Consider the following 20315-nt stretch of genomic DNA (forward strand, 5'->3'; position numbering starts at 1 on the left):
GGCCCGGAAGAGTTCCGGACGGGGGCGCCGCTGGTGAGGCTGGTTACAGCCGGGGCGTTCAGAGGCCGAGCTCGACCTCGAACTCACCCGCCTCCAGGATCGCCTTGACCGAGGTCAGGTAGCGGGCGGCGTCCGCGCCGTCCACCAGACGGTGGTCGTAGGAGAGCGAGAGGTACGTCATGTCGCGCACCGCGATGGTCTCGCCGAGGTCCGGGTGGTCGATGACCACGGGACGGCGGACCGTCGCGCCGATGCCCAGGATGGCGGCCTGGTTCGGCGGCACGATGACGGTGTCGAACAGGGCGCCGCGCGAACCGGTGTTGCTGATGGTGAAGGTCGCGCCGGACATGTCGTCCGGCGTCAGGCCGCCACCGCGCGCCTTGCCCGCGAGCTCCGCGGTCTTCTTGGAGATACCGGCGATGTTCAGGTCGCCCGCACCCTTGATGACCGGGGTCATCAGACCCTTCTCGGCGTCCACGGCGATGCCGATGTTCTCCGAGTCGAAGTACGTGATGGTGCCCTCGTCCTCGTTGATCCGGGCGTTGATGACCGGGTGGGCCTTCAGCGCCTGGGCCGCCGCCTTCACGAAGAACGGCATCGGGGACAGCTTGACGCCCTCACGGGCGGCGAACGCGGCCTTCGCCTGGTTGCGCAGCTTCATCAGCTTCGTGATGTCGACCTCGAGGACCGAGGTCAGCTGGGCCTGCGAGTGCAGCGCCTTCATCATGTTGTCGCCGATGACCTTGCGCATGCGGGTCATCTTGACCGTCTGACCGCGCAGCGGGGACGCCTCCAGCTTCGGCGCCTTGGCGGCGGCGGCATAGCCTCCGGCAGCACCAGCAGGGGCCGGGGCAGCGGCGGCGGCCTTGGCGGCCTCCGCGGCGGCGACGACGTCCTGCTTGCGGATACGGCCACCGACGCCGGTGCCCTTGACCGCGCTCAGGTCCACGTTGTTCTCGGACGCGAGCTTGCGGACCAGCGGCGTGACGTACGCGCCGTCGTCACCGGAGGGCGCGGCCTGGGCGGCCGGTGCCGGGGCGGCGGGGGCGGGCTGGGCCGGGGCGGCGGGGGCAGGAGCCTCCTGCTTGGGGGCCTCCTGCTGGGGCGCCTCGGCCTTCGGAGCCTCCTGCTTCGGGGCCTCCTGCTTCGGAGCCTCCTCCTGCTTCGGGGCCTCGGCCTTCGGGGCCTCCTGGGCCGGTGCGGCGGGCTGCGCCGGAGCGGCGGCGGGAGCCGCGCCCGGGGCGCCGATGACGGCGAGCTTGGCGCCGACCTCGGCGGTCTCGTCCTCGCCGACCACGATCTCCAGCAGCACACCGGCGACCGGGGCGGGGATCTCGGTGTCGACCTTGTCCCTGGAGACCTCAAGGAGGGGCTCGTCCTCCGCGACCTCCTCGCCGACCTCCTTGAGCCAGCGGGTGACGGTGCCCTCGGTGACGCTCTCGCCGAGCGCGGGGAGGGTGACGTCGGTGCCCTCGGCGGACGAACCGCCGGTGGCCGCCTCGGCGGTCGGGGCCTGGGCCGGAGCCTCGGTCTCGGTCGACGGGGCGGTGGGCGCCTCCTCGGCCTGCGGGGCCGGGGTGGAGGCGGGCTCGGCGGCCGGAGCCTCGGCCTCTCCGCCGCCCGAGCCGTCGTCGATGACGGCCAGCTCGGCACCGACCTCGACGGTCTCGTCCTCGGCGACCTTGATGGACGACAGAACGCCGGACGCGGGGGCCGGGATCTCGGTGTCGACCTTGTCGGTCGAGACCTCGAGCAACGGCTCGTCGGCCTCGACGCGCTCGCCCTCGGCCTTCAGCCAACGGGTGACAGTGCCCTCGGTGACGCTCTCGCCGAGCGCCGGAAGGGTTACGGAAACCGACATGGTTTCAGTTGCTCCTTACGAAAATGCGGAAGTGGTCGGTCGTCGCGCCCGGGACCGGGGGATCAGTCGTGGGCGTGGAGGGGCTTGCCGGCCAACGCCAGGTGAGCCTCGCCCATCGCCTCGTTCTGCGTCGGGTGTGCGTGGATGAGCTGGGCGACCTCGGCGGGCAGCGCTTCCCAGTTGTAGATCAGCTGGGCTTCGCCGACCTGCTCGCCCATCCGGTCGCCCACCATGTGGACGCCGACCACGGCACCGTCCTTGACCTGGACGAGCTTGATCTCGCCCGCGGTCTTCAGGATCTTGCTCTTGCCGTTGCCCGCGAGGTTGTACTTGAGCGCGACGACCTTGTCCGCGCCGTAGATCTCCTTGGCCTTCGCCTCGGTGATGCCGACGGAGGCGACCTCGGGGTGGCAGTACGTCACCTTGGGCACGCCGTCGTAGTCGACCGGGACGGTCTTGAGACCGGCCAGCCGCTCCGCCACCAGGATGCCCTCGGCGAAGCCGACGTGGGCGAGCTGGAGGGTCGGGACGAGGTCGCCCACGGCCGAGATCGTCGGGACGTTGGTCTGCATGTACTCGTCGACCAGGACATAGCCGCGGTCCATCGCGACGCCCTGCTCCTCGTAACCGAGGCCCTGCGAGACCGGGCCGCGGCCGATCGCGACGAGCAGCAGCTCCGCCTCGAAGGTCTTGCCGTCGGCGAGCGTCACGCGGACGCCGTCCTGCGTGTACTCGGCCTTGTCGAAGAAGGTGCCGAGGTTGAACTTGATGCCGCGCTTGCGGAACGCGCGCTCAAGAAGCTTGGAGCTGTTCTCGTCCTCGACCGGGACGAGGTGCTTGAGGCCCTCGACGATCGTGACCTCGGTGCCGAAGGACTTCCACGCCGAGGCGAACTCGACGCCGATGACGCCGCCGCCCAGCACGATCGCGGACTTCGGGACGCGGTCCATCTTCAGCGCGTGGTCCGAGGAGATGATCCGGTTGCCGTCGATCTCCAGGCCGGGCAGCGACTTCGGCACGGAGCCGGTCGCCAGCAGCACGTGGCGGCCCTGGACGCGCTGGCCGTTCACATCCACCGAGGTGGGGGAGGAGAGCTTGCCCTCGCCCTCGATGTAGTGGACCTTGCGCGAGGCGATGAGACCCTGGAGACCCTTGTACAGGCCCGAGATCACGTCGTCCTTGTACTTGTTGACGGCCTCCATGTCGATGCCCTCGAAGGTGGCCTTCACGCCGAACTGGGCCGACTCGCGGGCCTGGTCCGCGATCTCGCCCGCGTGCAGCAGCGCCTTCGTGGGGATGCAGCCGTTGTGCAGGCAGGTGCCGCCGACCTTGCCCTTCTCGATCAGGGCGACGTCCAGGCCCAGCTGCGCTCCGCGCAGGGCCGCGGCGTAACCGCCACTGCCACCGCCGAGGATCACTAGGTCGAAAACGGTGCTGGCGTCGTTCGCCACGTCACGTCCTCCATGCATGTGCGCCGTACGCCGGGCCCCGTCGCTGGGGTGTGACCGGCCGGTCGGCTGGTGTGCGGCCGCTTTTGTCTTCGGCCCTGTGGTGGGGGCCCTGTCCTGCCGAGAACCCATCTTCGCACTTGTCGACGGTGGGCGGGACGCGGGGCCCGGGTCCGGAACGGATGATCGTCCGTTCCGGAGGGTTACTGCTGCGTAGATACCTACGGATTCGACCGGTGTTCGTCGAGAGCGAAACCCTGTCTCTTCCGACGGGGGCGAAACCGGGTTTCTTCCGACGGAGGCGAAACCTTGTCTCTTCTTACCGGTCCCGCCCGGACAACACGTACGGCCCCGGAGCTATGCCCGGGGCCGTACACGGCTGATCGCTCAGCCCAGGTCGCCGTCGGCGGTGCGCTCGGCGAGCCGCACCAGGGTGCGGACCGCGGAGCCGGTGCCGCCCTTGGGCGTGTAGCCGTACGGGGCGCCCTCGTGGAAGGCAGGGCCGGCGATGTCCAGGTGGGCCCAGGCGATGCCCTCGCCAACGAACTCCTTCAGGAACAGGCCGGCCACCAGGCCGCCGCCCATCCGCTCGCCCATGTTGGCGATGTCGGCGGTGGGGGAGTCCATGCCCTTGCGCAGGTCGGCGGGGAGCGGCATCGGCCAGGAGGCCTCGCCGACCTCCTCGGCGATCTCGTGGATCGACGTACGGAAGGCGTCGTCGTTGGCCATGATGCCGAAGGTGCGGTTGCCGAGCGCCAGCACCATCGCGCCGGTCAGGGTCGCCACGTCGACGATCGCGTCGGGCTTCTCCTCCGAGGCGCGGGTGAGCGCGTCGCCCAGGACGAGCCGGCCCTCGGCGTCGGTGTTGAGGACCTCGACGGTCTTGCCGCTGTACATGCGCAGCACGTCACCGGGGCGGGTGGCGTTGCCGGAGGGCATGTTCTCGGCGAGCGCCAGCCAGCCGGTGACGTTGACCCTCAGGCCGAGGCGGGCGGCCGTGACGACGGCGGCGAACACGGCGGCGGCACCGCTCATGTCGCACTTCATCGTCTCGTTGTGGCCGGCCGGCTTGAGCGAGATGCCGCCCGAGTCGTAGGTGATGCCCTTGCCGACGAAGGCCAGGGTCTTCTCCGCCTTCGGGTGGGTGTAGGCGAGCTTCACCAGGCGCGGGCCGTTCGCCGAGCCCTGGCCGACCCCGAGGATGCCGCCGAAGCCGCCCTTGACGAGGGCCTTCTCGTCGAGGACCTGGACCTTGACGCCGTGCTCCTTGCCCGCGGCGGTGGCCACGGCGGCGAAGGACTCGGGGTACAGGTCGTTCGGCGGGGTGTTGATGAGGTCGCGGGCCCGGTTGATCTCCTCGACCAGGGCCAGGGCGCGCTCGACGGCCGCCTTGTAGCCCTTGTCGCGCGGCTTGGCGCCGAGCAGGGTCACCTCGGCGAGCGGCTGCTTCGGGCCGCTGTCCTTGGACTTGGCGTCCTTGGGGGCCAGCTTGTTCTCGCCGCCCTGGTAGGCGGTGAAGGCGTACGAGCCGAGGAGCGCGCCCTCGGCGACGGCGGCGGCGTCCTCGACGGAGCCGGCGGGCAGCGCGAAGCCGGCCTTCTTGGAGCCGGACAGCGCACGGGCGGCGGTGCCCGCGGCGCGGCGCAGCGACTCGGCGTCGTAGGCGTCCTCCTTGTCCGGGACCGGACCGAGGCCGACCGCGACGACGAGGGGGGTCTTGAGGCCGGACGCGGCGGGCAGCTTGGTCAGTTCGCCCTCGGCACCGGTGGCACCCAGGGTCGCGAGGACGGCGGCGAGCTTGCCGTCGAACGCCTTGTCCACGGCCTCGGAGCCGGGTGCCAGGACCGGTCCCTTGACGCCCTTGGCGACGCCGACGACGAGTGCGTCGGCGCGCAGCGTCGCCGCACCGGCAGTGCTGAGAGTGAGAGCAGTCACGGTGGTGAAATCTCGCTTCCGTTGAGTTCCAGTTCGGTCGAGGGGTGGGCCGACCGTGCCCGGCGCATCGTAGACGCCCCGACGATGTGCCGGGAATGAGCCTACGCGCGCAGTTCCTGCTCCGTGACGGCGGCGGGCTTTCCCGGTCGCCCTCCCGTCGCCCTCCCGGTCGCCTTTCCGGCCGGTGGGGATCTCCTGCCGCTCCGTCAGGCGCCGAGCGCCAGCACCACCAGGGCCGCCGTCGCCGCGGTCTCCTCGACGCCGCCGAAGACGTCCCCGGTGACCCCGCCGAACCGCCGTACGCAGTGCCGCAGCAGCAGTTCGGCGGCGGCGAGAGCGCCGAGCACCGCGAGCGCGTGGTGCAGCGCCCCTGCCGGTCCGAACGCCGCGCCCGCCGCCGCGCAGAGCGCCACCACGACCACCGCCGCGAGCAGTGCCCGCCCGGCCGGGACCGTGCCCGCCACCGTCGCCCCGAGCCCTTCCGGCCGGGCCGCCGGGACGCCCTGACGGGACGCCAGGGTCAGCGCGAGGCGGGCGGCGACGGCCGCGACGACGGTCCCGAGGGCCCCGTGCGCCCAGCCGTGCCCGTACAGCTCGAAGAGGACCGCGACCTGGACCAGCAGGACCAGGAGCAGCGTGATGACACCGAACGGCCCAATGTCGGACTGCTTCATGATCCGCAACGCGTCCTCGGCCGGTTTCCCGCTGCCGAGGCCGTCCGCCGTGTCCGCCAGGCCGTCCAGGTGCAGCCCCCGGGTGAGGGCGGCCGGCACCGCGACGGAGGCCACCGCCGCGAGCAGCGGCCCCGAGCCGGCCAGCAGCGACAGCGAGCCGAGGCCGGCGGCGAGCACCCCCACGACGAGCCCGGCGAGCGGGGCGCAGAGCATGCCGGAGCGGGCGGTCGCGCGGTCCCAGCGGGTCACCCGGACCGGCAGCACGGTCAGGGTGCCGAAGGCGAAACGTATGCCGTGGCTGTTCAGGGAGGTCACCGCGCGCAGGCTAGCCGCTGGGCCCCACCGATAGATTGGGCGAAACGCCTCAATCGCTGCGAAACATGACATATCGGGAGTGGGTGGCATGGGTCACTGGTGGCACGACAACATCGCGGAGCCGGGCAAGGTGCCGCTGCTCCTCGCGCTCGCCGCCTTCGTCCTGACCTTCGCGATCACCCGCACCATCACCCGCATGATCCGCGCCGGGAAGGGCCCGTTCCGCAACATCACCCCCGGCGGCGTGCACATCCACCACGTGGTGCCCGGGGTCGTCCTCTTGGTCGTCGGCGGGTTCGGCGCGGTGGCCGGCGGGCGGCACGGCGTGGCCGCCGGAGTGTTCGCGGTGATCTTCGGGGTGGGAGCAGGCCTGGTGCTCGACGAGTTCGCCCTGATCCTGCATCTGGACGATGTGTACTGGACCGAGGAGGGCCGCCAGAGCGTGGAGGTGGTGGTGCTGACCGCCTCGCTGGTGCTGCTGGTCCTGGCGGGCTTCACCCCGCTCGGCGTCGACGACGTCACCGACGAGGAGCAACAGGGCAGGCTTGGCCTCATCACGACATACGTGATCAACTTCTGCTTCGTCCTGATCGCCCTGTTCAAGGGCAAGCTGCGGATGGCGGTGCTCGGCACCCTCGTCCCGTTCGTCGCGCTGGTCGGCGCGATCCGGCTGGCCCGCCCCACCTCGCCCTGGGCCCGGCGTTTCTACCGCCACCGCCACCGGGCCCGCTCCCGGGCGATGCTGCGGGCCTACCACCACGACGTGCGCTGGGCCGGGCCGCGCCGGAAGTTCCAGGACCTCGTCGGCGGCGCCCCGGACCGGGTGCCGCCGCCGCCGGCCCGCAAGCCCTGACCGCCGCGCCGCCGCGCGAGCCACTCCCGTACGCCGCACACCACCAGGACGGCGGCGATGGCGGCCAGATGTTCACGGCCCGCCAGGTTGTCCTTGACCAGAACCTCCACCACCATCGCGAGGACCACCAGCGCCCCGGTGCACCAGGCCCGCCGCCGGTGGCAGACGTACACCGCGAGCCCGACGACCGCCGCCGAAGGACCGGTGTCCACCACCTGCGCGTCCGAAGCGGGCAGCCCGAGGAACGCCTCCGGCCCGAGGGCCACGCCGAGCCGGGCGTACAGCGTCCCGGCCAGCGTCGCCCCGTACGCCACCGCGAGCGTGCGCCACCGCCCCAGGCACACCTCCGCCACCCCGAACACCAGCAGGATCTGGGCCAGCGCGCCCCACACCGGCAGATCGAGTGCGGGCACGAACAGCGACAGCGGGGTACGCAGGAGAGCGAGCGGGAGCGGATCCTCGGCCCGTACGGCTCCGAGGTCCCGCACCGGCCCGTAGCCCCACGCCTGGTGCTGCACCAGCTGGACGAGCGCCGTCAGCGCCGCCGCGGTGAGCGTCAGCGCGAGCGCCCGCACCCCGCGTGCGGCGAGCCCCGCCCGTACGGCTCTGACCAGCGGGCCCCACTCCCGTACCGCCGCCCCGCGCAGGGCCGGCAGACGGCTCATCCGCTCTTCCCGTACAGCATGGAAGGGCCCCCGGTCGGTCAGTCGGTCGGTCATTCAGTCGGTACGTGGCATCGGCGCGGGTGCGCGCCGAGCCGCGGTCCCTCCCGAAGACGGGCCGGGGCAGCGCGAAGTTGAGCGCCACCTCAGTGACGCCGATCTCGTCCGCGCGGTTGGGGGGCCTCAGACCCCGTCGAGGGCCGCCGTCTCCGGCTCCGCGTCCGACTCCGGCGCTTCCTCGTCCTCCACGGTCCTCTCCGGCTCCCGCTCCGGGAGTTCGGCGGCCAGCGCCGCCGCGGCCTGCACAAGCGGCAGGGCCAGCAGCGCGCCGCTGCCCTCACCGACCGTCACCCCGTGGTCCAGCAGCGGGATCAGCGCCATCCGGTCCAGCGCCTTCGTCTGCGCGGGCTCCCCGCTGACCTGGCCGGCCAGCCACCAGTCCGGCGCCCGGAACGCCGCCCGCTGCGCCACCAGCGCACAGGCCGCCGAGACGACCCCGTCCAGAACGACCGGCATCCGGCGCACCGCGCTCTGCAACAGGAAGCCCGTCATCGCCGCCAGGTCCGCCCCGCCCGACGTGGCCAGCAGCTCCACCTGGTCGCCCAGCACCGGCCGGGCCCGGCGCAACGCGTCCCTGATCGCCGCGCACTTGCGCATCCACGCCAGGTCGTCGATGCCCGCACCGCCGCGCCCGGTCACCACGGAGGCGTCCGTTCCGCAGAGCGCGGCGACCAGGGTGGCGGCGGCCGTCGTCCCGCCCACGCTGAGGTCGCCGAGCACCACCAGATCGGTGCCGGAGTCCGCCTCCTCGTCCGCGATGGCCATGCCCAGGCGGATCGCCCGCTCGGCCTCCTCGGCGCTCATCGCGTCCTCGACGTCGATCCGCCCCGAACCCCGGCGCACCCGGTGCCGCGCCACGGACTCGGGCAGCAGCTCCGGATCGCAGTCCAGCGAGACGTCCACGATCCGCGTCGGCACCGAGAACCGCCGGGCCAGCACCGCGACCGGGCTCGACCCGTCCAGGACGGCCCGCACGAGTTCGTAGGCGCTGCCCGCCGGCCGGCCCGAGACGCCCAGCTCCGCCACCCCGTGGTCCCCGGCGAAGAGCACCAGACGCGGCTGCTCGACGGCCCTGACCGGCACGGACTGCTGCGCGGCGCTGAGCCACTCGCCCAGCTCGTCGAGGCGCCCGAGCGCCCCCGGGGGGACGGTCAGCCGCTCGCGCCGCTCCTCGGCATCGCGCCGCACACCCCCGTCGGGGCGTTGGATCAGGTCGGAGAAGTCGTCCAGGTTCACGGAGTTCTGCCTCGCGGGTTCGTCACGTCGGGTCCGGTCCGGGAACCCGCCGGCGGGCCCCTGCCCGGAACAGTACCGGTCGGCCCACCCCCGAGGACCGTGCCCCGGAGCAGGGGCACCGGCGAGGAAACGAGGCCGGGCCCTACCCCCGCAGCACCAGCACCTGACCCGCCACCACCAGCAGCACCTGCTCGCACTCGGCGGCCACCGCCGCGTTCAGCCGCCCCAGCTCGTCCCGGAACCGTCGCCCCGCCGCCGTCGCCGGGACCACCCCCGACCCCACCTCGTTGGTCACCAGCACCACCGGCCGCCGGGTTCCGCGCACCGCGGCGACCAGCTCCGCGACCCGCTCCCGCAACGCCGCCTCGCCGCCGCCGTGCCACCGTTCGTCCTCCCAGGCGCCCACCCGGTCCATCGCGTCGGTCAGCCACAGCGACAGACAGTCGATCAGCAGCGGGGGCCCGTCCGCCCCCAGCAGTTCCGCCACCTCGCAGGTCTCCTCGGTCCGCCAGGCGCCCGGCCTGCGCTCCCGGTGCAGTCCGACCCGGGCCGCCCACTCCGGATCCCCGTCGCGGCGGCCGCCGGTCGCCACGTACACCACCTCCGGGAACGTCTCCAGGCGCTGCTCCGCCTCCAGCGACTTCCCCGACCGCGCGCCCCCCGTCACCAGCACCCGGCGCGGCACGTCCGGCACCGCGTGGTACTCGCCCACCACCAGCGTCGTCCCGTCCGGCACCGCCCGCGCACCGGCCGCCGCCAGCCGCCGGTCCAGCGCCGGGCCCGGCGGGGCGTCGTGGTCCAGGTGGACCGCGATCACCTCGGTGGTCGGCCCGACCGCGCCCACCGACCGCAGCCGGGCCACCGCGTCGGGGCGCGCGATCACATCGCAGACGACCATCTCGTACGGCCGCTCCACCTGTTCGGGCAGCCCGGAGGGGGCGGCCCCCGGCGGCAGGTACAGCAGCCGCTCGCCCTCCGGGGCGGTCACCTCGTACCCGGTCCCCGGGGCGTCCATCGCCACCGCCCGCACCCGGTGCCCGCTGATCAGCGTCAGAACCTGACCGTCCGGCACCCGCCCGGCCGGCGGCAGCAGGGCGGGCAGTTCGACGGCGGGCCCGTCGTGCGGGTGGGTCAGCAGGACCTGGCGGACCGCGCCCAGCGAACGCCCCGCACGGGCGGCCGCGAACATCGCTCCGGGGGTGAGGTCCAGCAGCAGTGCGTCGTCGACCAGCAGCGCCGTCGCGGCCCGCGTCCACGGGCCGCGGGACCAGGCGCAGACCGCGCAGGGGCAGGAGGGGCGCGGCAGCCCGTCGGGGGCTCCGGTGCCGAGCAGTGTCAGTTCCACACCTTGATCCTCCCGCGTCCCCCGGTCAGGTGCGCGCCCGGCTAGGCTGCGGAGCAGCAACGCGACCCGGGAGGCTGGCATGGCGTGGACGTGGCGGTTCGAGAAGTCCGACGGTACGGAGACGGAGCCGGCGCTGCAGCCGGAGGAGTTCACCACCCAGGGCGACGCGGAGTCCTGGATCGGTGAGTTCTGGAAAGAGCTCCTGGAGGGCGGCGCCGCACAGGTGACGCTCTTCGAGGACACCACCAAGATCTACGGCCCGATGAGCCTCCAGGCCGACGGCGCCTGAGGCTCGGCCGACGCGGAAGGGCGGTACGGGAAGCCCCGTACCGCCCTTTCCCGTTCCCGGCTCCGGGGGATCAGATCTCTCCGAGGGTGACCTCCGCCGTTCGGCTGTCGCCGTCGCGCGTGTACGTCACGGTCACCTTCTGGCCCGGCTCGTCGCCCGCCAGCGCCTCGGAGAGCGAGGTGATCGTGGTGACCGCGGTGTCCCCGATCTTCGTGATGGTGTCCCCGGGCCTCAGCCCCGCGTCGGCCGCCGCCCCGCCCCGATCCACACTGACCAGCGCCACCCCGGCGGGGCGGTAGTCGTCGTCGACGACCGTGCGGCCGGTGATGTTCAGCGCGGCCCGGCCCGAGTCGGTGACCTTGCCGTCCTTGATGATCTGGTCGGCGACCGTCTTCACCATCGAGACGGGGATCGCGAAGCCGATGCCCGGCGCCGCACTGTCGCCCATCTGCGGGTCGGTCGCCGCGAGGGTCGGAATGCCGATCACCTGGCTGTCGAGGTTGACCAGCGCCCCGCCGCTGTTGCCCGGGTTGATCGCCGCGGACGTCTGCACCATGTTGGCGATCGTCGCGCCCGTGCCACCGCCCGCCCGGCTCTCGCTCACGGTCCGGCCCAGCGCGGAGACGATGCCCTGGGTGACGCTGCTGGACAGGCCCAGCGGCGAGCCCATCGCCATCACGATCTGCCCGACCTCGACCTTCTCCGCGTCGCCGAACTTCGCGGCTCTCAGCCCGTCCGGCACCTCGTCGAGCTTGATCACGGCCAGGTCCTGCTCCGGGTAGGAGGAGACCAGCGAGGCGTCCAGCACCGCCTCCCCGGTGGCGACGCTGACCTTGAACGTCTTCTCGTCGCCGACCACATGGGCGTTGGTGACGATGTGCCCCTTGCCGTCGTAGACGATCCCGGACCCGAGGCCCTCGGAGGCGTCGATCTGCACCACCGACGGCAGGACGTCGTTGATGACGGCCTGGTAGGCGTTCTCCAGATCGTCGGGGGCGCGCTTCACCGCACCCTGCGCCGTGCCCGACGCGCTGGCTTCGGGAGCCGGGGCCGCCGGACTCGTACCGGAGCAGCCGCCGACCAGGGCGATGGCGCAGACGGCCGCGGACAGGGGAAGCAGCAGCCTGCGCGCATGGCTGCGGGAGGGGGAGGCGTCCATACCGGGAGTCTGGTGCGCGGCCCGTTCGGATGACCGTACTGATGGGCCGAACGGGCCCCCGCGAGCGGCGGTGTCAGCCGCGTACGCCACACCGGGCGGTGGTGATGACAGCCGCACACGCCACACCGGGCGCGGTCAGCCGCCTACGCCGTACCCGGTGCGGGTCAGCCGCGCACGCCGCACAGGTGCAGCAGCGCCGCCACGCCCCGGTACGGGTCGGTCCGGCCGGCCCGGTCCTCCAGGGTCACCACCCGCTCCAGCTCCTCGGCCGGCAGCTCCACGTCGTTGCCGACGTTGTCCGTGAAGACCCGCACCCCGTACCAGGCGTGCAGCGGCGCGGCGATCCCGGCGAGTGTGGCCCGCAGGGCGTCGAGCCGGTCGGCGCGCACGGTGAGGCCGAGGCGGTTGGTGTACGTGGCGGTGTCGAAGGCGGTCAGGGCCGCGCTGAAGTCACCGGCGAGCCCCGGGCGCATCGCGAGCGCGTCCGCGTTCCGTACGAGCAGGGAGAGCAGACCGCCGGGCGCCAGCATCCGGGCGAGCCCGGCCAGCATCGGGTCCGGCTCCTCGACGTACATCAGGACGCCGTGGCACAGCACCACGTCGAAGCTGCCGGGCAGGAAGTGCACGCCGGTCTCCCGGCCGTCGCCCTCGATGAGCCTGACCCGCTCCCGGATGCCCTCCGGCTCGGTCGCCAGGGCCGCCCGGGCCGAGGCCAGCATCTCGGCGTCCGACTCCAGGCCGGTCACCGAGTGACCGGCCCGGGCGAGCCGCAGCGCCTGGGTGCCCTGGCCCATGCCGACGTCCAGGACGCGCAGCCGCCGGCCCACCGGGAACCGCCCGGCTATCTGCTCGTCGAGCTGCCGGGCGACGAGCTCCTGGCGGACCGTGTCGCGTACGCCGCCGAGACCCGCCAACCACGCCGAGGAGACCCCGGTGAAGCCGGAGGCCTCCGGGCTCAGGGCCGCTCTCCGCGCTTGACCTGCGGCTTCGGCAGCCGCAGTCGGCGCATCTGGAGGGTGCGCATCAGGCCGTACGCCACGGCTCCGCGCTTCGGCGTGTCCGGGAAGCGCTCGCGCAGCTGCTTCTTCAGGCGCATCGACAGACCGATCGAGTCGATCACGATCAGAATGATCACGCCGAGCCAGAGCAGCAGCGAGATGCTCTGGATGTTCTGCACCTGGATCACGCTGAGGATCAGGATGATCACGGCGAGCGGCAGGAACCACTCGGCGATGCAGAAGCGCGAGTCCACGTAGTCACGGACGAAGCGCCTCACCGGCCCCTTGTCGCGGACCGGGAGATAGCGCTCGTCGCCCGACGCGAGCGCTTCGCGCTGCTTGGCCAGGTCGACGCGGCGAGCCTCGCGCTGGCGCTTCATGGCGGCCTTGCGGTCGGTCGGCGCACTGGACGCGGCGCGACGCCGCTGCGTCTGCGCCTCGCTGCGCTTGGGCGTGGGGCGACCCTTGGGAGCCTGCGGGTCGCGGGGCTGGGAGAGGTCCACCGTCACCTTGTCGGTGAGGGCCTTCTCTGTCTTGGCGCGGCTACGGAACACAAAACCCAAGGGTACGGGGTCGGCGCGCGTGCCCGGCGACCGGGCGGGAACGATCCGGCAACGGCCGGCGTCCTCAGCAGTGCCCCGACGGGCCGAAACGGGCGTTTACCGCTTGTTCCGGCGTCTGTCACCGTACGTCCCCGGGCCTCACCTACACCCTGGGCGGGAGCGTTCACCGGACGCAGTCGTCCTTGGGGAGGAGCACATCGAGGTCCGAACAGTGCGGTAATAGAGACAGGGCCCGTACTGTGGGTTCTATCGGGAGTGCTGGAGCTCAGTCCGTCAGAAGGGGGCGCGCGAAGCCCATGAGCGGTGTCATGAAGCGTATGGGGATGCTTTTCCGCGCGAAGGCAAACAAGGCCCTTGACCGGGCCGAGGATCCGCGCGAGACCCTCGACTACTCGTACCAGAAGCAGCTGGAGCTGCTTCAGAAGGTGCGTCGCGGCGTCGCCGACGTGGCGACGTCCCGCAAGCGCCTGGAGCTGCAGCTGAACCAGCTGCAGGGCCAGTCGTCCAAGCTGGAGGACCAGGGCCGCAAGGCGCTGGCGCTGGGCCGCGAGGACCTGGCGCGCGAGGCGCTCTCACGGCGCGCCGCCCTCCAGCAGCAGGTCACCGACCTGGAGACGCAGCACACCACGCTGCAGGGCGAGGAGGAGAAGCTCACCCTCGCTGCCCAGCGCCTCCAGGCCAAGGTCGACGCCTTCCGCACGAAGAAGGAGACCATCAAGGCCACCTACACGGCGGCGCAGGCGCAGACCCGGATCGGCGAGGCCTTCTCCGGCATCTCCGAGGAGATGGGCGACGTCGGCCTGGCGATCCAGCGGGCCGAGGACAAGACGCAGCAGCTCCAGGCGCGGGCCGGCGCCATCGACGAGCTGCTCGCCTCCGGCGCCCTGGACGACCCGACCGGCACGGCGAAGGACGACATCGCCGCCGAGCTGGACCGGATCTCCGGCGGCAGCGACGTGGAGCTGGAGCTGCAGCGGATGAAGGCCGAGCTGGCCGGCGGCTCCTCGTCCTCGCAGCAGGCCATCGAGGGCGGCGCCCAGGACGGTTCCCAGCAGTCGCAGCAGTCGTCCCCGCACAAGTTCGACAAGCAGTAAGGGCAGCGTCATGATCGTACGGATCATGGGGGAGGGCCAGGTCAAGCTGGCCGACAGTCACTTCGTCGAACTGAACGAGCTCGACGACGTCCTGCTCAAGGAGATGGAGCGCGGCGACGGCCCCGGCTTTCGCACCACGCTCCACGCACTTCTGGACAAGGTGCGCGAGCTCGGCACTCCGCTGCCGGACGACTCCCTGGAGCCGTCCGAGCTGATCCTGCCGGCGCCCGACGCCACCCTCGAAGACGTCACCGCCATGCTCAGCGACGGCGGTCTCATCCCCAACTGAATCCACGGGCCGGCCCCCGGCGGGCCCGTGGACCGGCCGCGTACCGTTGCTGGACGTGACCACCCTCTCGTCCGGCTTCGCGCGCGCCCGCCGCTGGCTCCGGGCCCATCCCCTCGCCTTCGACGCGACCCTGGCGTTCGGCACTCTCGTCGCGATGATCTGCGGTTCGTTCACCGACCCGGGCGACGGCCACGGGCCCCCCGCCTTCGGGGCCCGTACCCCCGAGCTGTTCAGCGTGTTCCTGATGGCGCTCTCCGCCGCGGCCCTCGTCCTGCGCCGCCGCCGCCCGATGCAGGTCCTCGCCGTCACCGCGGCGCTCGCGGCCGTCGAGTACGTCCTGATGGACCCGCCCGCCCCGGTGGTCATGAGCACCGTCATCGCCCTCTACACCGTCGCCTCGCGCACCGACCGCCCCACCACCTGGCGGGTCGGGCTGCTCACCATGGGCGGGCTCACCGCGGCCGCGATGGTCTTCGGCTCGACCCCCTGGTACAGCCAGGAGAACTTCGGCGTCTTCGCCTGGACCGGTCTTGCCGGGGCCGCCGGGGACGCCGTACGCAGCAGGCGCGCGTTCGTCGACGCCATCCGGGAGCGCGCGGAGCGGGCCGAGCGGACCCGCGAGGAGGAGGCCCGCCGCCGGGTCGCCGAGGAGCGGCTGCGGATCGCCCGGGACCTCCACGACGTCGTCGCCCACCACATCGCCCTGGTCAACGTGCAGGCCGGGGTCGCCGCCCACGTCATGGACAAGCGCCCCGACCAGGCCAAGGAGGCGCTCGCCCACGTCCGCGACGCCAGCAGGTCCGCGCTCAACGAACTCCGGGTCACCGTCGGCCTCCTGCGCCAGCAGGGCGACCCCGAGGCGCCCACCGAACCGGCCCCCGGCCTCGCCGTCCTCGGCGAACTGGTCGCCACCTTCCGCAACGCCGGGCTCCCCGTCGAGGTGGCCTGCGCCGAGGGCGGGGAACGGCTGCCCGCGGCCGTCGACCTGGCCGCCTACCGGGTCATCCAGGAGGCCCTGACCAACGTCCGCAAGCACGCGGGTGCCGGGGCCAGGGCCGAGGTGAGCGTCGTCCGGGTGGGCGCCACCGTCGAGGTCACCGTGCTCGACAACGGCCGGGGGAGCGCCGGCCGGCTCCCCGGCGCAGGGCAGGGCGGCGGCGCAGGACCGGGCGCCGACGACGACGGCCTGGACAGCGGCGGCCACGGACTGATCGGCATGCGGGAACGCGTCACCGCCCTCGGCGGGGCCCTCACCGCGGGACCTCGGTACGGCGGCGGGTTCCGGGTCCATGCGATCCTTCCGGTCGAGGCCCGCACGGGTGAACCGGACCGGCCGGGCACAGCGGGCGGGACGGGGCTCTGCCGATGACCCAGCCGACTCCGGCCACGACGCCCGACGTACGGGAGGCACCGATCAGGGTGCTGCTCGCCGACGACCAGGCGCTGCTGCGCAGCGCGTTCCGGGTGCTGGTGGACTCCGAGCCGGACATGGAGGTGGTCGGCGAGGCCGCCGACGGGGCCCAGGCCGTCGAGCTGGCCCGCGCCACGGGTGCCGACGTGGTGCTCATGGACATCCGGATGCCGGGCACCGACGGGCTCGCCGCCACTCGCATGATCAGCGCCGACCCGGAGCTGTCCGCGGTGCGCGTGGTCATGCTCACCACCTTCGAGGTCGACGAGTACGTGGTCCAGTCGCTGCGTGCCGGAGCCTCCGGCTTCCTCGGCAAGGGCGCGGAGCCGGACGAACTCCTCAACGCCATCCGCATCGCCGCGGCCGGCGAGGCGCTGCTCTCCCCGGCGGCGACCAAGGGGCTCATCGCCACGTTCCTGGCCCAGGGCGGCAGTTCGGGGGAGGGGCCGGAGAGCGCGGAGTACGGGGAGCGGCTGGCGGCGCTCACCGGCCGCGAGCGCGAGGTGCTGGTGCAGGTCGCGGGCGGCCACTCCAACGACCGGATTGCCGAGCGGCTGGAGGTCAGCCCGCTCACCGTCAAGACCCATGTGAACCGGGCGATGGCGAAACTGGGCGCCCGGGACCGGGCCCAATTGGTGGTAATCGCCTACGAATCGGGCCTGGTGCGTCCCCGCGCGGAGTGACCGGGTGGCGGTACGGCGTACTTCGGCGTACTCCACCTGCGGTATGCGCGGCATAAGAAAGCAGCCCGGGGGGCGACGTTTCGGCGACGCGCGGCGGAGATCGTAGGACTGGGCTGGAGGTGTCCCGCTTTTTCCCTCCCCGCCCCTCTGCCGCGTACGCCACAGAAGAGAGACCCACCCATGTCCTGGCTGTCCAGATTCAGCCTCGCGCAACGGGCCCTGATCGGGCTGATCTCGATTGTCGCGCTGGTCTTCGGCGCGATAGCGATCCCGCAGCTCAAGCAGCAGCTGCTGCCGACCATCGAACTGCCGATGGTCTCGGTGCTGGCGCCCTACCAGGGTGCGTCTCCCGATGTGGTCGAGAAGCAGGTCGTCGAGCCGCTGGAGAACTCCCTCAAGGCCGTCGACGGCGTCGAGTCGATCACCTCCACCGCCAGCGAGGGCAACGCCCTCATCATGGCGACCTTCGACTTCGGCGACGAGGGCACCAAGCAGCTCGTCGCGGACATCCAGCAGGCGGTGAACCGGGCCCGCGCCCAGCTGCCCGAGGACGTCGACCCGCAGGTGGTCGCCGGTTCGACGGACGACATCCCGACCGTGGTCCTCGCCGTCACCTCCGACGAGGACCAGCAGGTCCTGGCCGACCAGCTCGACCGCACGGTCGTCCCGGCCCTCCAGGACATCGAAGGCGTCGGCCAGGTCACCGTGGACGGCGTGCGGGACCTCCAGGTCTCCGTCGTCCCCGACGACAGGAAGCTCGCCGCGGCCGGTCTGAACGCGGGCACGCTCGCCCAGGCCCTCCAGTCGGGCGGCGCCACCGTGCCGGCCGGTTCCTTCTCCGAGTCCGGCAAGAGCCGCACCATCCAGGTCGGCGGCTCCTACACCTCCCTGAAGCAGATCGAGGACCTCCAGGTCGTCGCCAAGGACCCGGCGGGCGGCACGGACGAGCCGGGCAAGGCGGTGCGCCTCGGTGACGTGGCCGAGGTGAAGCAGGAGCCGTCCACCGCGGTCTCCATCACCCGCACCAACGGCAAGCCGAGCCTCGCCGTGATGGCGACGATGGACAAGGACGGCAGCGCCGTCGCCATCTCCGACGCCGTCAAGGACAAGCTGCCCGACCTCCGCAAGGACCTCGGCGGCGGCGCCGAGCTGACCGTCGTCTCCGACCAGGGCCCCGCCGTCTCCAAGTCGATCTCGGGCCTGACCACGGAGGGCGCGCTCGGCCTGGTCTTCGCGGTCGTCGTGATCCTGGTCTTCCTCGCCTCGATCCGCTCGACGCTGGTCACCGCGGTCTCCATCCCGCTCTCGATCGTCCTCGCGCTGATCGTGCTCTGGACCCGCGACCTGTCGCTCAACATGCTCACGCTCGGTGCGCTCACCATCGCCATCGGCCGGGTCGTCGACGACTCGATCGTGGTCCTGGAGAACATCAAGCGTCACCTCGGCTACGGCGAGGAGCGCCACGCGGCGATCATCACCGCGGTCAAGGAGGTCGCCGGAGCGGTCACCTCCGCGACCCTCACCACCGTCGCGGTCTTCCTGCCCATCGGTCTGGTCGGCGGCATGGTCGGCCAGCTCTTCGGCTCGTTCTCGCTGACCATCACGGCGGCGCTGCTGGCCTCCCTGCTGGTCTCGCTCACCGTGGTGCCGGTGCTGTCGTACTGGTTCCTGCGCGCGCCCAAGGGCACCCCCGAGGACGCGGCGGAGGCCCGGCGCCTGGCCGAGGAGAAGGAGGAGGCCAGCAGGCTCCAGCGGATCTACGTCCCGGTCCTGCGCTTCGCGACCCGCCGCCGGATCACCAGCCTCGTCATCGCCGTCGCCGTGCTGCTGGGCACCTTCGGCATGGTCCCGCTGCTGAAGACGAACTTCTTCGACGCCGGCGAGCAGGAGGTCCTGACCGTCAAGCAGGAACTCGCCCCCGGCACCAGCCTGGAAGCCGCCGACGAGGCCGCCCGCAAGGTCGAGAAGGTCCTGACCGACGACAAGGGCGTCAAGGACTACCAGGTCACCGTCGGCTCCTCCGGCTTCATGGCCGCCTTCGGCGGCGGCACAGGATCCAACCAGGCCTCCTACCAGGTCACCCTGAAGGACGCCGCGGACTACGAGGACGCCCAGGACCGCATCGACGAGGCCTTCGGCAAGCTCGACGGCATCGGCGACACCACCATCGCCGCGGGCGACGGCTTCGGCTCCCAGGACCTGAGCGTCGTGGTCAAGGCCGCCGACGGTGACGTCCTGAAGAAGGCGGCCGAGGCCGTCCGCACCGAGGTCGCCACCATCGAGGACGTCACCGACGTCCAGAGCGACCTGGCGCAGAGCGTCCCGCGCATCTCCGTCACCGCCAACGACAAGGCGGCCGCCGCCGGATTCGACTCCGCCGCCCTGGGCGGGATCGTCGCCGGAGCCGTACGCGGTACGCCCGCCGGTTCCGCGACGCTGGACGACACCGAGCGCGACGTCGTCATCCGGTCCTCGAAGCCGGCCGCCACCATGGCCGAGCTGAAGGCCCTGCCGCTCGGCCCGGTCAAGCTCGGCGACATCGCCGACGTGAAGGTCGTCCCCGGCCCGGTCTCGATGACCCGGATCGACGGACAGCGCTCGGCGACGATCACCGCCAAGCCCGTCGGAGACAACACCGGCGCGGTCAGCACCGACCTGGCCACGAAGATCGACGCCCTGGACCTCCCCGAAGGCGCCACCGCCACCATCGGCGGCGTCACCGAGGACCAGAACGAGGCCTTCGCCCAGCTCGGCCTGGCCATGCTGGCGGCCATCGCGATCGTCTTCATGCTGCTGGTGGCCACGTTCCGGTCGCTCGTCCAGCCGCTGATCCTGCTGGTCTCCGTGCCGTTCGCGGCGACCGGAGCGCTGGCCCTGCTGCTCATCACGGGCACTCCGCTGGGCGTCCCCGCGATGATCGGCATGCTGATGCTCATCGGCATCGTGGTCACCAACGCGATCGTGCTGATCGACCTGATCAACCAGTACCGGGCCCAGGGGCTCGGGATCATGGAGGCGGTCATCGAGGGCGGCCGCCACCGCTTCCGCCCGATCATCATGACGGCGCTCGCGACCATCTTCGCCCTGCTCCCGATGGCGCTCGGCGTCACCGGCGAGGGCGGCTTCATCTCGCAGCCGTTGGGTGTCGTGGTGATCGGCGGTCTGATCAGCTCCACGCTGCTGACCCTGCTGCTCGTGCCGACGCTGTACGCGATGGTCGAGCTGCGCAAGGAGCGCCGCGCCAAGAAGAAGGCCGCCAAGCGCGCGGCCAAGGCGGGCGTCCCGGACCAGCCGAAGCCGGAGGAGGCCCGCGAGGCCGAGCCCGCGCAGGCCTGACCCGACGGACGGAAGGGGGCGGGGCCCCCCCCCCCCCCGGGGGCCGCCCCCACCCCCCACCCCCGCCCGCCAAACACCCCCCCCCCCCCCCCCCCCCAAACCCG

17 protein-coding genes are annotated in these 20315 nt (G+C 72.4%); 7 read left to right on the forward strand and 10 right to left on the reverse strand.

The features are described 5' to 3' along the window. Positions 1 to 58 precede the first annotated feature (58 nt). From sucB to ACFWM7_RS21285, 4 genes are all read right to left on the reverse strand, one after another. The gene (gene sucB, locus ACFWM7_RS21270; RefSeq protein WP_383262884.1) at positions 59 to 1861 is read right to left on the reverse strand and encodes a 2-oxoglutarate dehydrogenase, E2 component, dihydrolipoamide succinyltransferase; all 1803 of its coding nucleotides are present in this window, start codon (positions 1859 to 1861) and stop codon (positions 59 to 61) included. Between the two features lie 62 nt (positions 1862 to 1923). Next, positions 1924 to 3312 (reverse strand): dihydrolipoyl dehydrogenase, encoded by a 1389-nt coding sequence (gene lpdA / locus ACFWM7_RS21275; RefSeq protein ID WP_205084643.1) that lies wholly within the window; start codon positions 3310 to 3312, stop codon positions 1924 to 1926. A gap of 384 nt (positions 3313 to 3696) precedes the next feature. Beyond that, complete coding sequence (locus ACFWM7_RS21280) at positions 3697 to 5244, reverse strand: leucyl aminopeptidase (protein ID WP_383262886.1); 1548 nt, start codon at positions 5242 to 5244, stop codon at positions 3697 to 3699. A gap of 206 nt (positions 5245 to 5450) precedes the next feature. Continuing rightward, positions 5451 to 6233 (reverse strand): adenosylcobinamide-GDP ribazoletransferase, encoded by a 783-nt coding sequence (locus tag ACFWM7_RS21285; RefSeq protein WP_383262887.1) that lies wholly within the window; start codon positions 6231 to 6233, stop codon positions 5451 to 5453. An 88-nt stretch (positions 6234 to 6321) separates the two neighbouring features. Between ACFWM7_RS21285 and ACFWM7_RS21290 the strand changes: the two genes are divergently transcribed. Continuing rightward, positions 6322 to 7086, forward strand: a complete 765-nt coding sequence (locus tag ACFWM7_RS21290) for a hypothetical protein (RefSeq protein WP_383262889.1) — start codon at positions 6322 to 6324, stop codon at positions 7084 to 7086. On the opposite strand, the gene ACFWM7_RS21295 is transcribed toward ACFWM7_RS21290, so the two are convergent. The 3 genes from ACFWM7_RS21295 to ACFWM7_RS21305 all read right to left on the reverse strand — a co-directional run bounded on the left by ACFWM7_RS21295 (position 6984) and on the right by ACFWM7_RS21305 (position 10389). After that, a complete protein-coding gene (locus tag ACFWM7_RS21295) occupies positions 6984 to 7751 on the reverse strand; it encodes a hypothetical protein (protein WP_383262890.1) in 768 nt (255 codons plus the stop codon). The two genes, ACFWM7_RS21290 and ACFWM7_RS21295, sit on opposite strands and share 103 nt — an antisense overlap. Before the next feature lie 180 nt (positions 7752 to 7931). Beyond that, positions 7932 to 9044 (reverse strand): nicotinate-nucleotide--dimethylbenzimidazole phosphoribosyltransferase, encoded by a 1113-nt coding sequence (gene cobT / locus ACFWM7_RS21300; protein ID WP_383262892.1) that lies wholly within the window; start codon positions 9042 to 9044, stop codon positions 7932 to 7934. Positions 9045 to 9186: 142 nt separating this feature from the next. Beyond that, positions 9187 to 10389 (reverse strand): bifunctional adenosylcobinamide kinase/adenosylcobinamide-phosphate guanylyltransferase, encoded by a 1203-nt coding sequence (locus tag ACFWM7_RS21305; RefSeq protein ID WP_383262893.1) that lies wholly within the window; start codon positions 10387 to 10389, stop codon positions 9187 to 9189. Between the two features lie 79 nt (positions 10390 to 10468). Between ACFWM7_RS21305 and ACFWM7_RS21310 the strand changes: the two genes are divergently transcribed. Then, positions 10469 to 10678 (forward strand): hypothetical protein, encoded by a 210-nt coding sequence (locus ACFWM7_RS21310; protein WP_205084650.1) that lies wholly within the window; start codon positions 10469 to 10471, stop codon positions 10676 to 10678. 70 nt (positions 10679 to 10748) lie between these two features. Here ACFWM7_RS21310 and ACFWM7_RS21315 read toward each other — a convergent pair whose 3' ends face one another. The 3 genes from ACFWM7_RS21315 to ACFWM7_RS21325 form a co-directional block, all read right to left on the reverse strand. Continuing rightward, positions 10749 to 11837 (reverse strand): S1C family serine protease, encoded by a 1089-nt coding sequence (locus ACFWM7_RS21315; protein WP_383262894.1) that lies wholly within the window; start codon positions 11835 to 11837, stop codon positions 10749 to 10751. Between the two features lie 164 nt (positions 11838 to 12001). Further along, positions 12002 to 12682, reverse strand: a complete 681-nt coding sequence (locus ACFWM7_RS21320) for a class I SAM-dependent methyltransferase (protein ID WP_383262905.1) — start codon at positions 12680 to 12682, stop codon at positions 12002 to 12004. 110 nt (positions 12683 to 12792) lie between these two features. Continuing rightward, complete coding sequence (locus tag ACFWM7_RS21325) at positions 12793 to 13389, reverse strand: DUF3043 domain-containing protein (RefSeq protein WP_383262896.1); 597 nt, start codon at positions 13387 to 13389, stop codon at positions 12793 to 12795. Between the two features lie 317 nt (positions 13390 to 13706). On the opposite strand from ACFWM7_RS21325, the gene ACFWM7_RS21330 reads away from it, so the two are divergent. The 5 genes from ACFWM7_RS21330 (at position 13707) to ACFWM7_RS21350 (ending at position 20211) form a co-directional block, all read left to right on the forward strand. After that, positions 13707 to 14492, forward strand: a complete 786-nt coding sequence (locus ACFWM7_RS21330; RefSeq protein WP_030806021.1) for a PspA/IM30 family protein — start codon at positions 13707 to 13709, stop codon at positions 14490 to 14492. Positions 14493 to 14502: 10 nt separating this feature from the next. Next, complete coding sequence (locus tag ACFWM7_RS21335) at positions 14503 to 14781, forward strand: hypothetical protein (protein WP_383262898.1); 279 nt, start codon at positions 14503 to 14505, stop codon at positions 14779 to 14781. Positions 14782 to 14836: 55 nt separating this feature from the next. Then, on the forward strand, positions 14837 to 16150 hold the full coding sequence (locus tag ACFWM7_RS21340; protein WP_383262899.1) for a sensor histidine kinase: 1314 nt from the start codon (positions 14837 to 14839) through the stop codon (positions 16148 to 16150). Beyond that, entirely contained in the window at positions 16147 to 16875 is a 729-nt protein-coding gene (locus tag ACFWM7_RS21345) for a response regulator (RefSeq protein ID WP_383262901.1), read from the forward strand. The genes ACFWM7_RS21340 and ACFWM7_RS21345 overlap by 4 nt, the downstream gene beginning before the upstream one ends. Before the next feature lie 180 nt (positions 16876 to 17055). After that, a complete protein-coding gene (locus ACFWM7_RS21350; RefSeq protein WP_383262903.1) occupies positions 17056 to 20211 on the forward strand; it encodes an efflux RND transporter permease subunit in 3156 nt (1051 codons plus the stop codon). Positions 20212 to 20315: the final 104 nt, after the last annotated feature.

It is taken from the genome of Streptomyces sp. NPDC058375 (genome assembly GCF_042723425.1).
GTDB classification, from domain to species: domain Bacteria; phylum Actinomycetota; class Actinomycetes; order Streptomycetales; family Streptomycetaceae; genus Streptomyces; species Streptomyces durocortorensis.

Bases quoted from the DNA above. Each gene is read 5' to 3' on its own strand.
- ACFWM7_RS21335 (WP_383262898.1), top strand. From the start codon at position 14,503: ATGATCGTACGGATCATGGGGGAGGGCCAGGTCAAGCTGGCCGACAGT.
- ACFWM7_RS21350 (WP_383262903.1), top strand. From the start codon at position 17,056: ATGTCCTGGCTGTCCAGATTCAGCCTCGCGCAACGGGCCCTGATCGGG.
- ACFWM7_RS21345 (WP_383262901.1), top strand. From the start codon at position 16,147: ATGACCCAGCCGACTCCGGCCACGACGCCCGACGTACGGGAGGCACCG.
- ACFWM7_RS21290 (WP_383262889.1), top strand. From the start codon at position 6,322: ATGGGTCACTGGTGGCACGACAACATCGCGGAGCCGGGCAAGGTGCCG.
- ACFWM7_RS21310 (WP_205084650.1), top strand. From the start codon at position 10,469: ATGGCGTGGACGTGGCGGTTCGAGAAGTCCGACGGTACGGAGACGGAG.
- ACFWM7_RS21330 (WP_030806021.1), top strand. From the start codon at position 13,707: ATGAAGCGTATGGGGATGCTTTTCCGCGCGAAGGCAAACAAGGCCCTT.
- ACFWM7_RS21295 (WP_383262890.1), bottom strand. From the start codon at position 7,751: ATGAGCCGTCTGCCGGCCCTGCGCGGGGCGGCGGTACGGGAGTGGGGC.
- ACFWM7_RS21315 (WP_383262894.1), bottom strand. From the start codon at position 11,837: ATGGACGCCTCCCCCTCCCGCAGCCATGCGCGCAGGCTGCTGCTTCCC.
- sucB (WP_383262884.1), bottom strand. From the start codon at position 1,861: ATGTCGGTTTCCGTAACCCTTCCGGCGCTCGGCGAGAGCGTCACCGAG.